The 18,558-nt window shown below is 61.9% G+C and carries 14 protein-coding genes; 6 read left to right on the forward strand and 8 right to left on the reverse strand.

Annotation, left to right across the window (positions count from 1 at the left end):
- Nucleotides 1–26: 26 nt before the first annotated feature.
- The 4 genes from VHD36_09995 (at nucleotide 27) to VHD36_10010 (ending at nucleotide 3,481) form a co-directional block, all read left to right on the forward strand.
- On the forward strand, nucleotides 27–773 hold the full coding sequence (locus tag VHD36_09995) for a hypothetical protein (GenBank protein HVU87641.1): 747 nt from the start codon (nucleotides 27–29) through the stop codon (nucleotides 771–773).
- A gap of 52 nt (nucleotides 774–825) precedes the next feature.
- Nucleotides 826–1,467, forward strand: coding sequence for a hypothetical protein (locus VHD36_10000; GenBank protein ID HVU87642.1), 642 nt, complete (start codon nucleotides 826–828; stop codon nucleotides 1,465–1,467).
- A gap of 38 nt (nucleotides 1,468–1,505) precedes the next feature.
- Nucleotides 1,506–2,450 carry a hypothetical protein gene (locus tag VHD36_10005; protein HVU87643.1) on the forward strand — a complete coding sequence of 315 codons (945 nt, stop codon included), beginning with the start codon at nucleotides 1,506–1,508 and terminating at the stop codon, nucleotides 2,448–2,450.
- A gap of 107 nt (nucleotides 2,451–2,557) precedes the next feature.
- Nucleotides 2,558–3,481 (forward strand): hypothetical protein, encoded by a 924-nt coding sequence (locus VHD36_10010; protein ID HVU87644.1) that lies wholly within the window; start codon nucleotides 2,558–2,560, stop codon nucleotides 3,479–3,481.
- Nucleotides 3,482–3,490: 9 nt separating this feature from the next.
- Here VHD36_10010 and VHD36_10015 read toward each other — a convergent pair whose 3' ends face one another.
- On the reverse strand, nucleotides 3,491–5,434 hold the full coding sequence (locus tag VHD36_10015) for a VWA domain-containing protein (GenBank protein ID HVU87645.1): 1,944 nt from the start codon (nucleotides 5,432–5,434) through the stop codon (nucleotides 3,491–3,493).
- 381 nt (nucleotides 5,435–5,815) lie between these two features.
- On the opposite strand from VHD36_10015, the gene VHD36_10020 reads away from it, so the two are divergent.
- Nucleotides 5,816–6,781, forward strand: a complete 966-nt coding sequence (locus tag VHD36_10020) for an alpha/beta fold hydrolase (GenBank protein HVU87646.1) — start codon at nucleotides 5,816–5,818, stop codon at nucleotides 6,779–6,781.
- A gap of 16 nt (nucleotides 6,782–6,797) precedes the next feature.
- Here the strand turns inward: VHD36_10020 and VHD36_10025 are convergent, their stop codons facing one another.
- From VHD36_10025 to VHD36_10045, 5 genes are all read right to left on the reverse strand, one after another.
- The gene (locus VHD36_10025) at nucleotides 6,798–7,415 is read right to left on the reverse strand and encodes a LysM peptidoglycan-binding domain-containing protein (protein ID HVU87647.1); all 618 of its coding nucleotides are present in this window, start codon (nucleotides 7,413–7,415) and stop codon (nucleotides 6,798–6,800) included.
- A gap of 239 nt (nucleotides 7,416–7,654) precedes the next feature.
- Nucleotides 7,655–10,852: a protein translocase subunit SecD gene (gene secD / locus VHD36_10030; protein ID HVU87648.1), complete on the reverse strand. Its 3,198-nt coding sequence runs from the start codon at nucleotides 10,850–10,852 to the stop codon at nucleotides 7,655–7,657.
- A gap of 46 nt (nucleotides 10,853–10,898) precedes the next feature.
- The gene (gene yajC, locus VHD36_10035; GenBank protein HVU87649.1) at nucleotides 10,899–11,270 is read right to left on the reverse strand and encodes a preprotein translocase subunit YajC; all 372 of its coding nucleotides are present in this window, start codon (nucleotides 11,268–11,270) and stop codon (nucleotides 10,899–10,901) included.
- Nucleotides 11,271–11,540: 270 nt separating this feature from the next.
- Nucleotides 11,541–12,674: a tRNA guanosine(34) transglycosylase Tgt gene (gene tgt, locus VHD36_10040; GenBank protein HVU87650.1), complete on the reverse strand. Its 1,134-nt coding sequence runs from the start codon at nucleotides 12,672–12,674 to the stop codon at nucleotides 11,541–11,543.
- Between the two features lie 145 nt (nucleotides 12,675–12,819).
- On the reverse strand, nucleotides 12,820–14,145 hold the full coding sequence (locus VHD36_10045; GenBank protein ID HVU87651.1) for a DNA-directed RNA polymerase subunit alpha C-terminal domain-containing protein: 1,326 nt from the start codon (nucleotides 14,143–14,145) through the stop codon (nucleotides 12,820–12,822).
- 379 nt (nucleotides 14,146–14,524) lie between these two features.
- Between VHD36_10045 and zwf the strand changes: the two genes are divergently transcribed.
- Complete coding sequence (zwf, locus tag VHD36_10050) at nucleotides 14,525–16,030, forward strand: glucose-6-phosphate dehydrogenase (protein HVU87652.1); 1,506 nt, start codon at nucleotides 14,525–14,527, stop codon at nucleotides 16,028–16,030.
- Between the two features lie 28 nt (nucleotides 16,031–16,058).
- Here the strand turns inward: zwf and VHD36_10055 are convergent, their stop codons facing one another.
- Both VHD36_10055 and VHD36_10060 read right to left on the reverse strand, forming a co-directional pair.
- Nucleotides 16,059–16,820: an MIP family channel protein gene (locus VHD36_10055; GenBank protein HVU87653.1), complete on the reverse strand. Its 762-nt coding sequence runs from the start codon at nucleotides 16,818–16,820 to the stop codon at nucleotides 16,059–16,061.
- A gap of 26 nt (nucleotides 16,821–16,846) precedes the next feature.
- Nucleotides 16,847–18,553: a glycerol-3-phosphate dehydrogenase/oxidase gene (locus tag VHD36_10060; GenBank protein ID HVU87654.1), complete on the reverse strand. Its 1,707-nt coding sequence runs from the start codon at nucleotides 18,551–18,553 to the stop codon at nucleotides 16,847–16,849.
- Nucleotides 18,554–18,558 lie beyond the last annotated feature (5 nt).

Raw genomic sequence — 18,558 nt, forward strand, 5'->3', positions numbered from 1 at the left:
TCCTTCGCTGGAACGAGGAGATTGCCATGCGTCGCAAAGATTCTCGAATGGATGGTCCCATCAGAAGCGAGCAGTTGGAATTTCTGGCCGCGATTTCGCCCGAGTGGCGCGAAGAAAAACGCCGCCGCGAACGTGCCGGCGCCGAAGCCGCTCACCAACAAGAGATCGACAACTTTGTCCGAGCCATCACCGTGCCCGACTGGTCCCATCGTGGACCGTCGTCAACCAGCGGCGCGACGCAGGAGTTCGTCGAAGCGATTACCAGGCCGGCATGGCCAAATGGCGAACGCCCGATGACGAGCGAAGAAGTGCAGACATTCGTCGACTCGATCACCCGCCACGATGGCCCGGCGATCTACGAGGCCGGCTGGGATCCGGCCAAGCATCCACGTGTTCCGGCGGGCCAGCCAGGCGGAGGCCAGTGGACGAGTGCCGAGGATGGTCGTTCCGGCTCCACGTTATCAAACTCGTCTTCGGATCGGGAAACGATGAACGATTCTGCGCCAACATCAAACGCCGATCAAAGGTTCTCGGCGAATCGGTCCCCATCGCAGCGTTCAGCGCGCGATGACAGCGATCGAAATGACAGAAGGACACAGGCGACAACCGCGGAGTTCTCGCCCTCGCAAGGGGCGATGGCGCATCTTACAGGACCGAATTCGGTTGGCCATCACTGGGTACCGCAGTCGGTATTCAACGATTTGGCACCCAAACTGACCAAGAAGGCACTGGAAATATTCGCGTTGGGAACGGAAGACCCAGGGGGTTTATAACCACGCGTTCGACACATGGAAAGGCGTAACCCACGATCAGTACAACCGTGCCGTGCGTATTCTGCTCGAGGATTGGATCAAGACGACCGGCAAAACGAAGCTAGGTGACGACGACGCGCGCAAGATACTTTCGTGGATTGCGTCGGGAAAATGCGACGATGCGGCATTCTTAGCAAAACATAAGAAAGAATTTGCAATGATTTTCAAGTGGCGTGCTGGTTTTAATGAGAGTGTCGTTGTCGCGAAAGCCGCTCTTGCCGAGAATCCCAAGCTTACGGCGGCAGAACTGAAGTCGATTGCGCAGGTCTTCGTGAATGGTGGATCGACAGGGCAGATGACCCGGCGGGCCGCCCATGTCGTTCAGGCCATCGTTAAAAATGGAAAGGCAGGACTGAAAGCAATCGCGAAGAAAGTCCTTCCAGGGCTCATGGCCTTAAGCGCGGCGACGGCGGCCAAGCGAGGCTGGGCAGGGGAAGGGCACACTGGCAGCGGCGCCTGGGGTACTCTGAACGAAGTGGCTCGCGACGCCGCTGCCGCCGAGCTTGTCGAGAAAATGGCATTTCCCATGGTATTGCACACGGTCGATGGTATTGTGAATCTAGTGGTGTCGGGGTTGAACGACCCGACGCGGTACCGCATCTTGTGGCGAAACGGCGTGCGGATCGACATGCGCACGGGACAGCCGGTCGAATAATTTCGCGTTACTGTGCAAGCTCGCTGGAGCGTTTGGGTATGAGCGGCGCCCGAAAAACAGACCGGGTCGCGGCAGCGTTGCGACATCTTCGAGATTGCAACCAATATTTTCAATTCGACGACCAGGAGCGGGTCGTCGAAGTCGGCGTCTATGACGCGACTGGAGCCGATGAGATCGCCGAGCATGTGGGACACTTGCGTGACGTCCAAAAGTTAACGTTTGATCGGACGGACATTTCCGATAAAGGCTTGGCGGCGCTTGCGGGCCTTACCAAGGTGAGCGAGTTTTCACTGCAGAGCCCGAACGTAACCGCCACAGGATTATCTTGTCTCACCGGCATGACGAGCATCAAGAAGCTAGCCCTCGACTCGCCACGAATTAGTCGCGACGAGTTGGAAGCAATATCGCGCTTGCACAGCGTGACAAAGTTGACGATTTGCGGTGGTCTCTACAACGACGGGGATGTCGCGCCGCTCGCTGCCTTGGGGCATCTCGAAGAATTGGAGACGTCTGAAAATGACCGGATCGATGGTACCTACACCCAGTTTCTTCCGGCTCTTAGGCAGTTAAAGAACCTCGCTCCAGGAAGCTCTATTACAGACGATGGCCTAGGGTGCATATCGCGATTGCTCTTGTTAAAAACGCTGTTCCTCGAGGGTTCGTTTTCAGATGTCGGAATGTTGGAGCTTAGGGCACTGCAACGTCTGGAGACACTTTACGTGACGGCAGAACAGGTCACCGACGACAGCGTCAATGTCATTGCGGCATTAAGAAAGCTAAGGCGCCTGGGTCTGGATGCGCCGCGTTTCACGGACGCCGGCGCGCTTGCACTTTCGCGGTGTCGCGAGCTTGAGTATCTGGCAATCTTCAAATCGGCGCTGACCGCGGTCGGACAACAACGACTGCGCGACGCGATGCCAGATTGTGAGATTCAGTTTTTCGGAAATCTTCACGCAAATACAGACGCCGACGAACAAGAATGAACCAGACGCGCGCGTTCGATGCCGCGATGAAGAGAACTTACGACTAAAGTGACACTGAGTGGGATCGTGCGTAGCGCTTGCCCACCAAACATGGAGTTCAGGCTTTGATGGGCAATCATCTCGACCAAACGAATCGCCCCTCGCTACAAGAATTTGGCGGCTGGTACAACCTGGGCTATGAGCGGCCGGATGGGATTCCCGTCCTGCATTCCCAACCGTGGGTGCCGGAGTTCGAGCACGCCGAATTCTTTGAACTGTACATGGCGGAGAATGCCTGGTTCGAGAAACTTGTGCCCGCGTCAGCGCTCAAGCCGTTCGACCCGATCGCCGATCCTCCCATATTCGTCAAGAGCGACGCCGACGATCGAACGTTGTGCGTGTGTCCAGATTTCGACTATCTCACCCTCGATCTGATCAAGCGAATTCAACGTGAGTTTCTCGGCAAGTATCCGTTTTGGCGGGTCGTGCTTGCGGCAGACGATCCTTCCTGCTGCATCGTCATCTATCCGGACACAATCCGTTTCGGTAATTTGCCGCTGAACATTTCGCCTGAAGAGGCACTTCGAGATCTCAGTGCCCGCGCCATTGCTCTTCGCGACGCACGTGAGCGCCCTAGGCGCGACCGCGTGAACTTCGTGCAACATCGCCTGCCGGGCGCCGTTCGATCGATCGGAAATCGGCCGTTCGTTGTGATCGGCGCGCTCGACAACAACCGTCATGAAGATGATGCTGACGACCGATTGACGATTTTCCTGCTCACGCGTTCTGGTGCCGACCAAGCTAGTTTTGCGCTAAGGGGACCTCCTGACCTCGCCGGTGGTATCATCGGGACCGGTGACAGATTCAACGTCGACCAATCCGGAACGATTGTTAGTGACGAGACGCCCGAAGCGGCCGTCGCATATCGCGTCTCATTCTGGCACCCGCCCGCCGGGTACCATGGACCACTCACCATCGTCAACCGACACACTGGGGAGCAGTATCCTTACGAACTGAAGGCCGAAGACATCACGCGCATCCCGCCGTCGTAGAGGACCGCCCTACAGCTTCACGTTCTCGCGCACGGGCTTGGGCTTTTCCAGCTTGCGCAGGCGGTCGTTGGGATTGCCGCCGCCACCGCCGCCGTTGTTTTTACGCGGCTCGTCATAGCCGACGTGCTTCTCGGTCCATTTCCAGCCCAGGGGCTCCTTAAGCTCGCGATCGGCCAGATAGGCCCAGGGCGTGCCGGGATGCTGCTCGCGGACGCGGGTTAGATATTCGCGCGATTGGGTGGCCATTTTCTCCAACGCGCTGGTGGCCGTGACTTCGTCGGCCGGCGTGAGCACCCATGTGTCGCTGTCGTCTTTTTCGAACTTCATCCCGCCCTTGGCCTTGGCCAGCATCGTGTTGTAGGCCGAGGTGCGGACCATCATGGCCAGCACGCGCCCCATGGCCAGGTCGTAGCCGGCTTGCCAGCGCGCGCCGGTCAACTTCGCGCGATCCTTCTCGCCCAGCTTCAGAATGCCGTACAAGTCTTGCAACCGTGGCTCGACGATGGCGGCCGAGCGCTGGGCGATGTCCAACTCTTGCTTCAGGCCGGCTTCGCTCCGTTTGGGGAACATCAATCGCGGCCGGTCCATCGCCTCGACCATCGAACTCTGCGCCGCCTTCACCAGGGCCGCCCGCGCCCCGTTCTCCTTCAACAGTTGTTCGTACTGCCGGGGGGCAACGTAGTCGGGCAAGTAATTGCGCATGATCGAGGGATCGAAGAACTGGTTCATTCGCGCGGCCATATCGGCGGTGCCCTTCGCCTTTCCCTCGCCGGAAGGCCGGTTCGGATGCACGGCGAAGTAGATGCCATGCGTGGCCACGGACAGCCGCGTCAGGCCATAAGGACCAAAGCCCGAGTCGATCGCCGCGAGTGGATCAAAGTCACGGCCCGAGAAACCGAGTTGCACGTTTTCCGGCATGGCCGATTCCGGGCCCTGATCTACCGGCAAATCCCGCGCGGCATATTGCGGGTCGGGATCGACGTAATGCACGAAGGCCTGCCGCTGACCGAACGGGGCGGGCACGCCGATCACGTAGACCGGCATGGCGTACCGCTTGCAGATATCAATGGCCCCTTCCTGGCGGTCTTCGTCATTGCCGGCTTCGTCCGTGACGACGATCAGCATGACGTTGCGCCGCGGGTTGCCGGTGCGAAACTTCTGATACTTGCGGGCCGCCTCGGTCACGGCCGTAAAGGTCAGCTCGATGCCGCTTTCGTCGACCGGGATTTCGCGAATCGCGCTTTTGATCTGTTCCAGATTGTCGGTCGGGGATTTGAGGCGGAAGCTGATTTCCTGGCCAAAGGCAACGATAGCGGTCAACAGCGGTTCGCTGCCGTGCTTGATGAATTGATCGGCGCCGCGCGACTGGATGATGTTCAGCTCTTTATAGATGTGATCGAAGCGCTGCTCGATGGCGTTGCGCTGCGCTCGCATGCTTTCCGACTGATCCAAGAGCCAGACGACCAGCGTGGGGCGCTCGTCGAGCGAGACGAGAATTTCCTGGGTGATGCGATCGACGGCCCCCTCGGCGCCCTTGACGCCTACGCCGGCGTCGCCGGCCACGGCCAGACGTTCGTTGAGATTAGGTGCCGACGAGAGGTCGGCGATTACCGGGATATCGGCCTGGCCGATGTCTGACGCTTCCATGTGGCCGGTTTCGATGCGTGCCACGTCTGCCAGGTTGGGCGCCGTGGCCAAGGCCATGGACGTGCCTTGCAGTCCGTTGCTACCGACTTCCTCGCTCGTGCCTGTCGCTTCGCTGTACTGCACCTCTTGCAGGTCCGCCGCGGCTTCGGCGGCGTCGAGCGACGAGAGGACAACGCCCGACTCTTTGCTGGGGAGATGTTGCCAGGCGAGCGCCAGCCCTACCAGCAGCGAAAGATGCACACAGAGGCTGGCAGCCCAGGAGATGCCGTCCCGTTCGATGGGGACGGATTGGAGCCAATTTCGCACGACGCCGCTCATCGACGGCTACCTCTTCGATCCGACTTCTCTGCAACCGGTCGGCGTGCGCCGTTCCGCAAGCGCCGCTGGCCCGACCGACTCTGGCTGCCTGGTCGGCTTTCGCCCAGTCTCTTTGATCTATTGTCAAGACTTTTCACGGCGAATGCAAGGGAAAGACAGGCCCGGCGATTTGCCGCGGCGTGCGGTTTCGCCGGTTGCTTCGGCGGTAAACGCTTGCGAGTTTGCGACCGGTGGCTGACCGGTTTTGCCAAGCCCACGGTGCCAGGGGAGCCCGAGCAATCGATGTTTGACCGTCCGGAATACCCCATCTACCATGAAATCCGGTGCTCGATTCTCCGCTCTTGCGCATGGCGTCGACCGCTCGAACGTATGTCCAACGATCCAGCTCACTATGCCTGGCGCCGCGCGAAAAGCCGTTTGGGATCGGGCGCATGGCTGACGTTGTTGACGGCCGTGGTCGCGCTGGCCGTCGGGGGCGGGCGGCCGGTTCAAGCCGAGGACGACAAGGAAAAGCCGAAGCCCCCCAAGAAAGAGGTCACCCTCTCGGCGGAAGACGGGATGGGCCTGAAGGCCACCTTCTGGCCGGGGACCAATGGCAAGGAAAGCGTGCCGGTGATCTTGCTGCATGGGTATGGCGGCTCGCGGCACGACTTTAGTGCCTTGGGCGATTATCTGCAGGAAGAGGGGTTTGCCGTGCTGGCCGTCGACCTTCGCGGCCACGGCGAAAGCACGCTGGTGCCCGATGCGAACCGGCCGCTGCTGGCCGCGGACATGCCACAGGCGGCATTCAGCGGCATGCTCGCTGATGTCGAAGCGGCCAATAAGTTCCTGATCGCCAAGAACAACGCCGGCGAGCTGAACATCGACAAACTGTGCATGGTCGGCGCGGATATGGGCGCTGTCCTGGCCGTGAACTGGGCGATCGAGGATTGGAATTGGCCCCCCTTGGCCATCGGCAAGCAAGGCCAGGATGTGAAGGCGATCGTGATGCTATCACCGCCGGAAAGGTTCAAATCGCTGCGGATGATCGAGGCGTACAACGACCGCGCGGTGCGTTCCCGCATCGCCTTTTACATCGCCGTGGGAAATCAGGATCCGACCGCGATGCGCGACGCGACCAAGATCCACAAGACACTCAAGAAATTTCACCCGCAGCCAATCAAGGTCGAGGATCAAGATCTGTTCTTCGACCATCGCATTCCCACCCGGTTGCAGGGAACGAAATTGCTGGGCAAGGACTTCAAGGACTTCGGTCTGATGAGCAACATCGCCGAGTTTTTCGACGAGCGGGCCGCCAAGCAGCCCTACGCCTGGCAGGAGCGCAAGCTGCCATAGAAAGGCGGCTCGTTTTTCAGCCACCGGGCAATGCGACAGCCGGACTGCCGCGCGGCGGGACGGGTACCATCGGACGATTGTTGATGCTGCCCGGCGTCGAGACCTTCGATCCCAGCGCTGGGATTTTTAGCTCGGTACCGATGGGCAGTAGATCGGGATTGCCGAGGATGTCCTTGTTTAGTTCGAAGATCTCGCGATACCGATCCGCGCTCCCCAGGTAGCGCACCGCGAGCCCCGAGAGGGTGTCGCCGTCGACAATCTTGTGCCGGCGCAACTCGTTGAAACCCGCGCCGGGCGCGACATCCGGCGTCGCCGCGGTGTTGCCGGCGCCCGGCGTCTGTTCGTCATTCAACGGACGCAGCGCCGAATAGCCACCGGCGGGCGGCATCGTCGAAAGGCCAAAGCCGCGATCACTCGTCGCCGGCGCGACCGTTCCGCGCTCGGCGTTCGCTGCGTCTGGCGGATCGATCCGCCCGGTCAGATGAGACACAGGCGCCGGCTTGTCGACGGGTTGTGCCGTTTCGAGCCTGCCCGTGGCGTTCGTCGGAGTCGTGGCGGCGTCGGCGCCGGCAGGCGCCGCAGGTTTGCGAAACAGGAAAGCCGCTGTTACGCCCACGACGACGACGACGGCCACGATCAAAAGTTTTCTTTGCGCTGGCATCGACGACCTGAGGTTCGAAGGATCGAGCAATCGCCTCGGCCTGCCGAGAGTGCTCCATCATCCTGGCAATCGGTCACAGGCGGGCGAGGCCGCAGAAATCGATCCGGAATTCAGCGCGTATCGATGGCGCAAAGCCGACAGCGCGGCGATTTGCCGGCGCGGAGTGCAAATCTTACGCAATCCGGGAATTACACCGGTCTGCGATAGGCAGGTTAGGTTTGCTGAGCCACGCCCGATTCAGCGAGCGCCGGCTTGGAATGCGCCAGTTCTTCGCGGTTCATCCACAGCACGATGGGGGTGGCAATGTAGATCGTGCTGTAAGACCCGGCCACGACGCCTACCACCAGCGCGAAGGCAAAGCCATGGATGCCTTCACCACCCACGATGTACAGGATCAACACGACGATAAACACCGTTAACGACGTGAGAATCGTCCGGCTGAGGGTTTGATTGATCGCGGCATTCGCTAACTGGACGGAGATGAGCGGGCTCTTACCGCGCATCTCGCGAATGCGGTCGAAGATCACGATCGTGTCGTTCAGCGAGTAGCCGATAATCGTCAAGAAGGCGGCAATGATCGGCAGGCTGATCTTGAAGGGCTCGATCAACAAGAATTCCAACCCCGGAATCCGTGCTAACCAGGTGCTGAGGGCCAAGGCGCCCAGGGTGACTAGCACGTCGTGTACGACCGCGATGACCCCGGCCACGCCGAACATGACCTGCGAAAACCGGAACCAGATGTAGGCCAGGATCAGCACCAGGCTGGCGAACATCGCCACGGCGGCCTGCTGCTGGGTGGCCGCGGCGACCGCGGCGCCAATATTGCTCGACGCCGGGAAATAGGGTTGCTCCGACAGTTCGTTGTTGACGTGCGTAAGCAGCGTGCGGGCAGCGTCGGCCGGCAGCGTGGTGCGCACGTGCCACTTCTCGAAACTGGCGTCGCTGCCAGGCTCGTATCCGGGGGTGTCAAGCGAGAAGATCGCGTTCTTCGCGCCGGCTTCCGTTGCCACCGCCTTTTGCAACAAGTCGAGCAGCCGGTCGTGACTGATCGGTATCGAAGACGTGATATCCGCTTCCGATCCGCCGGCAAATCGCGTCGAGGCTAAGGCCGGTTCAACGGCCGTCGCCGTGCCCGTTGCCGCCGGCAGAGCAGGGCCCGTGGCTTTCGCAGGGGTCTCGGCCGCGGCTGCCGTATCCGCCGGCGTGGCCGCCTTGGCCGGTTGTTCCTCGGCCTTCGTCGCTGATAGGGCGTCTTCCTTGGGCGGGGCGGCGGCGGGTTCGCTCTTGGCCGCCTCCGTCTCAGGGGGCTCTTGGGTAGCGGCGTCCTGTGCCGTCACGTCGGCCATTGCCAGTAGCAACTCGTCGCCGCCGCGGATGCGATGCTGCGCGCCGTTTCCTCCCTCGGGCGTTGCCTTCGCCGGAGCTGTCGTCTCGGCCGGTGTCGTTTCAGCGGCGGGCGCCGCCTTCTTGTCGGCCGGCGCTGCATTGGCGGCAGCAGGAATCGCGTCCAGCCTGGCGACTTCAATATGATTGACGACGAGTTTTCCCTTGAAGATTTCGCTCAGCTTGGCTTCGACGTCCTCGATCTTGGGATTCGACGTGTTGATCACGAAGCGCTTGCCCGGCGTTTCGTGTGCAATTCGCACGTCTTGTACGGTGGCATCCGGCAATTCGTCGCGGACGTTGTCGATCTGGTCGCGTACCTCGGCGATGTCGATCGGTTCGTCGAACAACGTCTGCACCGAGACGCCGCCGGTGAAATCGATGTCCAAGAGTCCCTTGCCGCGCTGCACGACGCCCACCATGCCGATGGCGATAATCATCAAGGAAATGGCGATGGCGATCCGGCGTTTGCCAATGAAGTCGAAGTTCGGATTGCTGAGGATGTGCAGCATCTTCAGGTCCTTGATGAAGCGCGTCTTCTCGGCAATGTCGAAGAATACGCGCGACACGAAGATCGCCGTGAAAAGGTTCATCACGATGCCCAGGATCAAAGTGACGGCGAAGCCTTTCACCTGGTCGGTTCCCATGATGTACAGCACGACGGCGGAAATCAGCGTGGTAACATTGGCATCGATGATCGTGGTCGTAGCCTTTTCAAAGCCGTTGCGAATGGCCATCCGCAAGGTGGCCCCGCGCGTTAGCTCCTCGCGCATGCGCTCGTAAATCAGCACGTTCGCATCGACGGCCATACCGACCGTTAGGGCGAGACCGGCCAGGCCGGAAAGAGTAAATGCCGCGTTGAACATGATCATGAAGGCCACGATCAACAGCACGTTCAACAACAGCGCGATATTCGCCACCACGCCCGCGAAGCGATAGTAGATGACCATGAAAATGATCACGGCCGTCGTGGCCACGAGCATCGAGTAGACGCCCTTTTGAATCGTGTCGGCTCCGAGCGTGGCCCCGGTGAGCAGGCTGCTGCTGGGCTCTTTGCGCAAAGCGGTGGGCAGGCTGCCGGCGGTCAGCACGCTGGCCAGGTCTTCGGTTTCGGCCGTCGTGAAGTTGCCGTTGATTTCGCCGCTCTCGAAGATCGGCTCGTTGATTTGTGGCGCGGAATAAAGATATCCGTCGAGAAGGATCGCCAGATGACGGTGAAAACCCTGTACGCCCTCGGGCAGGTTGTCGCTGGTCAAGCGGCCGAAGAGCTTCGAGCCGGTCGAATCGAATCGGAAGTCCACCTTCGGCCCGCGCATGCCGACGCCGGCGGCGGCGCTGCGCAGGTACTGGCCGGTAACGTTCTGCGGATCGATGGCCACGAGCACTTCCAGGTCGCCCTTGTCGGTCTTGCGCGAGATAAAACCGGAACGGGGATCGGAAAAGTAGCTGTCCTCCTTGCGATGCACCGGTACCCACTTGGCCACAAGCTCGCTCGAGCCGTCGCTGTTTTCGGTCACCAGCGGCTTGGTTGCGGGGTCCAACTGCTTGGCCAGCTCGATCAAGTTGGCGTGATCGCGCTCGTTGGCCGTGATGCGGAATTCCAACATGCCGGTCGAGCTGATTTTGTTCTTGATGCGCTCCAGCTCATCTTCTTCAGCCTTGGGAATGATGATTTCGATCTGGTTGATGCCGTAAGGGCGAATCGTGACTTCGCGGACCCCGCCGGGATTGACGCGCTTGGTGACGGCCTGCACCAACTTTTCCATGTCGACGCTGGTGCCGGGTTCCTTGACCTGCTCGTCGACTTCATAGACCAGGATCGACCCGCCCGACAGATCGATGCCGAGCTTCGGCGGCCAGCCGTACCAGGTGACCGCCAAGGCGGCAAACGTGGAAAACAATACGGTTGCAATACGCCATGCCTGCTCCGGCATGCGTACGGCTTTGCTGATGTAATGTCCCAGCACGAGTGGCACCAGGAACACGCCCAACAGCACCAACAACAGTTCGATGTTGTCCGAGTTCATATCGCAAAATCCTTCAAGGGTCCGACCTTCAAGGTCCCAGTTTGATTCACCCCGCCGCGCCACTCTCCGCGCTGCCGGCCGGCTCGTCGACGATGACGCGTGCCACGCTGGCGCGGGTCACGCGCAGCTTCGTGTTCGACGATTCGTCGACGCGCACCGTAACCTCGTCGGCATCGGGGCGGATGTTCGTCACCACGCCAAAAATACCGCTCGTCAAGAGAACGTGATCGTTCTTCTTGAGATTCGTAAGCATCGCTTGCCGTTCGGCCTGCTCGCGCCGTTGCGGTCGCTGCACGATCAAAAAGTACAGCACGACCATGAATAGCACGGGCATCAACATGAACACGGGGGACGGGCCCTGCGGATTCGCAGCCCCCTCGGCCAGCACGGTCCATTCGCCCACACGCAACCAAGTCACGATAGAACCTCTGCACAAAGAAACACGCCGTGAGGGCTCACGCGCTGGATCACAGCTCGCGAGACCGAGCCCATGATTCCGCCGCCCATGATTCCGCCATGGTATGGCACAGGCGCCTACGACTTACAGGCACCGCTCCATGTTCGCGCCGCTGCGCGCCCTGGCGACAGAAGCAGCCCGATGCCTCGGGGCCGGGCCACGCACATTCCGCGACTAACGCGCCGTATCATAAAGCTAAGCGCCACAACGGGCAAGGGGATCATTGGGAGGCTAATCCGCTGCTTCCATCGCGCCGCGCCAGCCTGCCATTTTCGCCGCGCGAAACGCCGCAAAACGATCCTCGGCGATCGCCGCGCGAGCGTCAGCGAGCAGCCGCTGGTAATAGGTCAGGTTGTGGATCGATAGCAACATCGGCCCGAGCATCTCGCGCGCCATGAACAGATGCCGCAGATAACCACGGCTATGCCGGCAGGCGGGGCAGGGGCAGACCTCCTCGATCGGTCGACGATCGTCAGCCAGTGACAAATTGCGCAGTCGTAGCCCGCCCCCGTCCGTAAAGGCCATGGCGTTACGCCCATTTCGCGTGGGCATGACGCAGTCAAAGAGGTCGATTCCACGACCAATGGCCTCGAGCAGATCGACCGGCGTGCCGACTCCCATCAAGTATCGTGGCCGATCGTGCGGCAGGGCCGGCACCGTCACGTCCAGCACGGCGTACATTTCGGCCGGCGTCTCGCCAACGCTTAATCCACCGACGGCGTACCCGGGAAAGTCAATCGCTGCCAGCGCCTCGGCGCAGGAGATACGCATTTTCGGATCGAGCCCCCCTTGCACGATGCCGAAGAGGGCCTGGTCCGCCCGTCGTGCCGTAGCGCGGCACCGCTCGGCCCAGCGAATGGTGCGCTGCATGGCGTCGAGCACCACGTTGCGCTCGGCCGGCAGCGGCACGACGTGATCGAGTACCATCGCCACGTCGCTGCCGAGCGATTCTTGAATGGCTATGGCGCGCTCGGGAGATAGTTCCAGCAGGCGTCCGTCGATGTGCGAGCGGAAGACGGCCCCGGCTTCGCTGACCTTGGTCATCTGCGCGAGACTGAAGAGTTGAAATCCGCCGCTGTCGGTCAGGATCGGTCCCGACCACCCCGAGAAGCCGTGCAGGCCACCGAGCGACTCGACCAAATGTTCGCCGGGGCGGAGCGCCAGGTGATAAGTGTTGGCCAATATCATCTGCGCGCCCGTGGCGCGCAGCTGTTCGACGGTAACCCCCTTGACCGTCCCTTGCGTGCCGACCGGCATGAAGGCCGGCATGTCGACCGGCCCGTGCGGTGTATGAAAAATGCTGCGGCGCGCCGCGCTCGTGCGATCCTGGTGCAGAAGCTCAAAGCGAAATGCGCTGGCGGTCATGAATGCGGGCGCACTTTTCGCGAACAGCAGGAAGACGTTCAGTAGCTCGAAGCGCCAGCGAGGGAGCGCTTCGAGCCAACGGTACGGCAGAACCCTCGCTGGCGCTTCGGGCCAGTATGCGGCCGGTCAGGTTGCGGTCCGGCGCTCAGTCGCCGCGGAGCTTCAGACCGTGGCCGGTCAGCTTTTCGCGAACTTCGTTGAGACTGGTCACGCCGAAATTCTTGCACTCGAGCAATTCGTCGCCAGTGCGACGCACCAACTCGCCGATCGTGCTGATTCCCAGGCGAATCATGCACTTGCGAGCCCGCACCGACAGGTTCAGGTCGGCGATTGTCTTGTTCAAGAGCGCCTGTTCGTCCGGGCTCATGACTTCGGGCTCGTAGCCGCCGCGCATGGTGTGCTTCTCGGCGGCGAGTTGACCCAGCTCAAGACCCTTGGAGGCCAGCATTTCCTTGATTTCGATGAGCGAAGTCTCGCCGAAATTCTTGCTGGCGAGCAATTCCTGCTCGCTCGTACGGGCCAGATCGCCCAGTGTGATGAGCCCCATTTTTTGCAGGCAGTTGCGGCTGCGCACCGACAGTTCGAAGTCGGTAACCGGCATCGTCAACACCTGGCTGAGGCGGTCGCGACGGCGCTGCGCGTCCTCGTCGTAGAACATATCGCCAGCGGCCTGCGCATCGCGGAAAAAGAGCCGCGCTCGCGGATGGCTAGGATAGCTCTCCAGGATGCGCTGGTAGCACTGACGGGCGCGCTCGTATTGCTGGCGGTCCTCATAGAGGATTCCCAGGTTCAACAGCGATCCGATGTGCGCCGGAAACTGCGCCGCGGAGCGCTGATAGAGCTCCATCGCCGTTTCGTCGTTGCCGCGGCGGTCATTCTCCAGCGCCAGTCCGAACAGGGCGCCCGGATGACGGCTGTCGGCTTCGACGGCGCGCTCGTAAAGGGCGACAACCTCGTGCGGGTTGTTGCCCAGGGACGCGATCGTGGCGCCGCGCTGATACAGGTAATCGGCCGTCTGCTCCACGGCGCCCGAGAGGCGGTCGAGCGTGGCCAGAGCTTCGGCAGGCTGGCCACCGGCACGCTGCGCCTCGGCCTGTGCCAGCGCACAGGCATCGCGGTCGTAGCCGGCTTTGGCGGCATCTTGGAAGGCTTTCACGGCATCTTCATATTGACCGCGAGCGCTATAGGTCTTGCCCAAGTAGAACTGGGCCAGTGCGCCGCCATCGGCGCTGCGCAGCATTTCATCGGCCAGGCGATAGCGTCCCAGCAGGAAGTAGCAAACCCCCAGCTTCGTAGCCGCGGCGGGGCTGGTGCTTTGCGCCGATTCCAATTCGTGTACCGCATCGCGCAACTGCCGGTAGTTGGCAAAGTCGGCCGCGATGGCGTCCTTGATCTGCTGCACTTCGCGCGGACCAAAGAGCGTGCTGGAAACGACCATATCCTTCAAGTTGGATTCGACACCTAACGACATTACCCAAGCCTCCTGGAAGGCAGTTACAGGATCGCCCTGGGCGCAGAGAAAGACCCGGGCGGAGCAAAACCATGAAACGCCGTGGCCACGAACATTATTGGTCAACAGCACACCGCGGGTCGGCAAGTCGCCTGGCAGCCCTCATGGCCGCCGCATTCCTGCGGCGCGCGCAATCCTCGTGGTGTGTCCGGACGCTTCTAGAATATAGCAATTGGCACGCCAGTCGCAAAGCCGGGCGTGCGGGGCGCCATGTCATCGGCCGGCGTTTTCCGGAATAATTGGGCGGCGGGCACCAGATATGGCCTCGCCGCCGCGCGCCATGCGGCCCTCGACCGGGCCCATCTGGCCAGGAATCGTCTTCGCGAAGGAGCACGCAAGCGTGTCAGCAACCTTTGTCATATTCGGTGCTTCCGGCGACCTGACAAGCCGCAAGCTGATCCCATCGCTGTTTCAACTACATCGCAAGAAGCGGCTGCCGGCCGACACCCGCATCGTCGGCTTCTCGCGCAGCCCGTTTACCGACGAGGAGTGGCGCTCGCACCTGGCCGAGAGCACGGCCCACTTCGTCGGCGCGGACTTTCAGCGCGCCTCCTGGGACAGCTTTGCCCAGAACGTCCATTACTATGGCGGCGATCTGGGGCAAGCGAAGGACGTCGCGGCGCTCGGCACGTATCTCGAGCAGCTCGAAGCCCGACCAGCCACCACGACCGCCGCCAAAACTGCCGCGGGGCCGGGAAGCGATACGAACAACAACCGGCCACAGCGCATTTACTACCTGGCGACCGCGCCGCACTTCTACGAAACCGCCATCGCGCAGTTGGGCGCTTGCGGCATGGCCGATCAGACGCGCGGCATTCGCCGCATCGTCATCGAGAAGCCCTTCGGAACCGACCTGGCAACGGCGCGCGAGCTGAACGACGCCGTGCATCGCGTCTTCGCCGAAAACCAGGTGTACCGCATCGATCACTACCTCGGCAAAGAGACGGTGCAGAATATTTTGGTGTTTCGCTTCGCGAACGCGATCTTCGAGCCGTTGTGGAACCGCAACTTCATCGATCACGTGCAGATCACGGCGGCCGAAGAGGTGGTGGTCGGCAGCCGGGCGAGCTATTACGAGACCGCCGGTGTCCTGCGCGATATGTTTCAGAACCACCTGTTGCAGTTGTTGGCCGTGACCGCGATGGAGGTGCCGGCTCGTTTCGACGCCGATCTTGTGCGCAACGAGAAGGTGAAGGTGTTGCAGTCCGTGCGCCGGCTCAAGCCCGAGGACGTGGCCGAGGCCACGATTCGCGGCCAGTACGACACTTACCGGGAGGAAAAAGGAGTCGCGCCCGACAGTCAGATCGCCACCTTCGCCGCGGCACGCTTGCACATCGACAATTGGCGCTGGCAAGGCGTGCCGTTCTACCTCCGCAGCGGGAAGGCCATGAGCTGCCGCACAACGCAGATCGTCATCCAGTTCCGCGAGCCCCCGCACATGCTCTTTCCGTCGAATCACGGGCAGCCAGCCAATCGACTCGTGATTCACATCCAGCCGGCCGAAGGAATGCAACTGCAGTTCGAGACCAAGGTGCCCGACGCCGGCATGAAGATGCGCTCGACGAACCTCGAGTACCGCTTCTGCGCCGACTTTCCCAAGGCGATGCCCGAGGCTTACGAACGCTTGCTGTTAGATGTGCTCATGGGCGATGCGAGCTTGTTTGCGCGCAGCGACGAGGTGGAGCTCGCCTGGGGCATAATCGACCCGATCCGCGAAGGCTGGGAGAAGACCGGCGAGCCGGAGGTGGCCATTTACGAAAAAGAGGCGTGGGGACCGGTTGCGAGCACGAAGTGGATGTACCGCGACGGCCGCGAATGGCTGGACGTCTGTCCGGTGCTGAAGTGAGATCCGAGACGCGGGCACCCGGGCGTCGTTAGTTCTCTTGTGGATGATGCCGTGCGATGAGGGCCTGGTAAATCCAGCCGCCGATAATGCCGCCGGCCAACGGACCAACGATCGGCACCCACCAGAAGCCGTTGCCCCAGCGGAAGACCTCCGGCCCCCAACCAGCCACGGCCGTGAAGAGGCGCGGTCCGAAATCGCGGGCCGGATTGATGGCATAACCCGCGTTCAGGCCGAAGGTCATGCCGATCAGCACCACGAGTAGTCCGACCGCGATCGCTCCCTGCACGGGCGCGGGATTGGCGTTCCGTTTGTCGCCGATGGCGAAGACGCAGGCGACCAAGAGCGCCGTACCGACGACCTGGTCGATGAGGCCGCCGCCGAGCGACAAGTAATCTTGCGGATAGGTGGCCCAAATGCCGGCAGTGCTTTGATCGCGGGTCGTGCCGGCGAAGCTTTCGAGCGCCTCGTGATAAACGGCAAAAACGATCGCCGAGGCCACGAAGGCGCCGGCCATCTGCGCCACGCAATAGGGGAGCACTTTGCGCCACGGAAAATCCTGACACACGGCCACGGCCAGCGTCACGGCCGGATTCAAATGCGCGCCTGACACGCCGCCGGCGACGAGAATGCCCATCGTCACGGCCAAACCCCAGCCGAGATTGATCGACAGGTATTCGCCGTGCGATTTTTCGCCCAGCACCACTTGCGCCACCACGGCCACGCCGAAGGTGACCAGGACGAGAGTGCCCAGGAATTCCGCCGCGCATTCGCGTGCCGTGCCGCGTAGCATCTGCCGCCCTCCCGCCTGGTTTTCGATCAAGGGGCGCCCGCGACGATCCGCTTGCCGAAGCGCGATTCCAGACGCCGCGCGCATTGGCTGACTTGCTCGGCGACCTGCTGTTCGACGATGGCCCCCGCTTCGACCATCAGTCGCGCCAATTGTTCGAGCGTGCCCTCATACAGGCGATGATGGTACAGCAACATCAAGCGCCGCTCAACGAGATCCGACAAGCCTTGCACCCATTCATGGCGAATAGCGAACCGCGCGACCGCCGTCGGCAGGTCGGTTCCGATGAGGATGTTTCGATCGGGGGCGTCGGCGAGTATCTCTTCGCAGCGCGTGCCGTACAGTTCCCAGGCGGCGGCAACTTGGGCCTCGGTGTATCCCGTGCGCGCCGCGATCTTTTGTCGCGCCGCCGGTTGCTCGCGGGGGTTTCTCGGAAAGCCGGCGGCACCCGGCAGCGGACGTGCCTCCGTGGTCGCGGTTACCTGCCGCCCCAGACGCTGGAATAGCATCGCCGTGACTTCCTCGGCCAGCGACCGCGATGTCGTGAGCTTGCCGCCGATCACGGAATACAGGGGGACGGGCGCCGCATGGTTCTCGATCAAAGAATGGCGCCGCGTAACCGTCGCCGGCGTCGCCTCGCCCACGTACGGTAGCGGCCGCACGCCGCTGTAGTGCAGATCGACGTCGGCCGCGGTCAATTTCACCTGCGGCAGTAACGAATTGGCCGTTGCCAACAAGTAATCGATCTCCGCTTGCGTTGCCGTCGCGGCGGCAGGGTCGCCTTGGTACTCTTCGTCGGTGGTGCCGATCAAAGAAGCGTCGCCAAAGGGAAGCACGAACACCGGCCGGCCGTCGGCCGCCTCGGCGTACAGGCCGGCGTACGACTGACCGTTGTGCGTGAGCGCCGCGTGCAGCGCGGGATTCCACGTGACGATGTGGCTTCCCTTGGTTCCTCCCATCAGGCGGCCGGAGGGAAGCCCCAGCCGCTGTAATGTCAGATCGATCCAAGCGCCCGTGGCGTTGATCACCGCGGCCGGCTCGAAGGCCGCCGCCGCTCGACCGTTTGCAACGGGGTACACGGTGACGGTCTTCCCGTCGAGTGCCGCGCGGTGATAGTTGAGGATGTCGAAACGCGTGCCGGCCGCGGCTGCCACTTGGCGCGCGTCGTCCAGCATCGCCACTACATAGCGCTCGGGGAAGCGAATCTGGGCGTCGTAATAGGAACAAAGCCAACGGTATTGGGAACTGACGTCGATCGCGTCTTCTTGCGTGCGGCGGTGCGTGGCGTGGTGCGGGAGGTCAGGATCGCGCGCGTACGCGTCGTACATCCGCAATCCCATCTGCACGAGCCACAGTCCGCGAGGCTTAACGGTCTTCGCGGGGCGCCCCGGCCGGGCCGCGCGCCCCCCTTTGAACAAGAATCGTTCGGCCGAGCGCCACAGCCCGCCGAAGCGGTTTTCGATAGGAATAAACAGCCGCAGCGGCCGGACGAATTGCGGAGCCAGCCGCAACAGCCGCGTCCGCTCGGCGAGCGATTCGCGCACCAGGTCGAACTCGCCGTATTCCAGGTAGCGGAGTCCGCCGTGAATCAAACGCGAGGCGTAGGCCGTGGCGCCATAGGCCAGGTCGGCCGTGTCAACGAGCACAACGGGCATGCCATTGAGCACCAATTCGCGCGCAATCGCGGCGCCATTGATACCGGCGCCAAGAATGAGAACGGGTTGCTGTGCGGTCATGCCCT

This window comes from Pirellulales bacterium (genome assembly GCA_035546535.1).
GTDB lineage: Bacteria > Planctomycetota > Planctomycetia > Pirellulales > JACPPG01 > JACPPG01.

Bases quoted from the DNA above. Each gene is read 5' to 3' on its own strand.
- VHD36_10005 (HVU87643.1), top strand. From the start codon at position 1,506: ATGAGCGGCGCCCGAAAAACAGACCGGGTCGCGGCAGCGTTGCGACAT.
- VHD36_09995 (HVU87641.1), top strand. From the start codon at position 27: ATGCGTCGCAAAGATTCTCGAATGGATGGTCCCATCAGAAGCGAGCAG.
- secD (HVU87648.1), bottom strand. From the start codon at position 10,852: ATGAACTCGGACAACATCGAACTGTTGTTGGTGCTGTTGGGCGTGTTC.
- VHD36_10060 (HVU87654.1), bottom strand. From the start codon at position 18,553: ATGACCGCACAGCAACCCGTTCTCATTCTTGGCGCCGGTATCAATGGC.
- VHD36_10010 (HVU87644.1), top strand. From the start codon at position 2,558: ATGGGCAATCATCTCGACCAAACGAATCGCCCCTCGCTACAAGAATTT.
- tgt (HVU87650.1), bottom strand. From the start codon at position 12,674: ATGACCGCCAGCGCATTTCGCTTTGAGCTTCTGCACCAGGATCGCACG.
- VHD36_10020 (HVU87646.1), top strand. From the start codon at position 5,816: ATGTCCAACGATCCAGCTCACTATGCCTGGCGCCGCGCGAAAAGCCGT.
- VHD36_10045 (HVU87651.1), bottom strand. From the start codon at position 14,145: ATGTCGTTAGGTGTCGAATCCAACTTGAAGGATATGGTCGTTTCCAGC.
- VHD36_10055 (HVU87653.1), bottom strand. From the start codon at position 16,820: ATGCTACGCGGCACGGCACGCGAATGCGCGGCGGAATTCCTGGGCACT.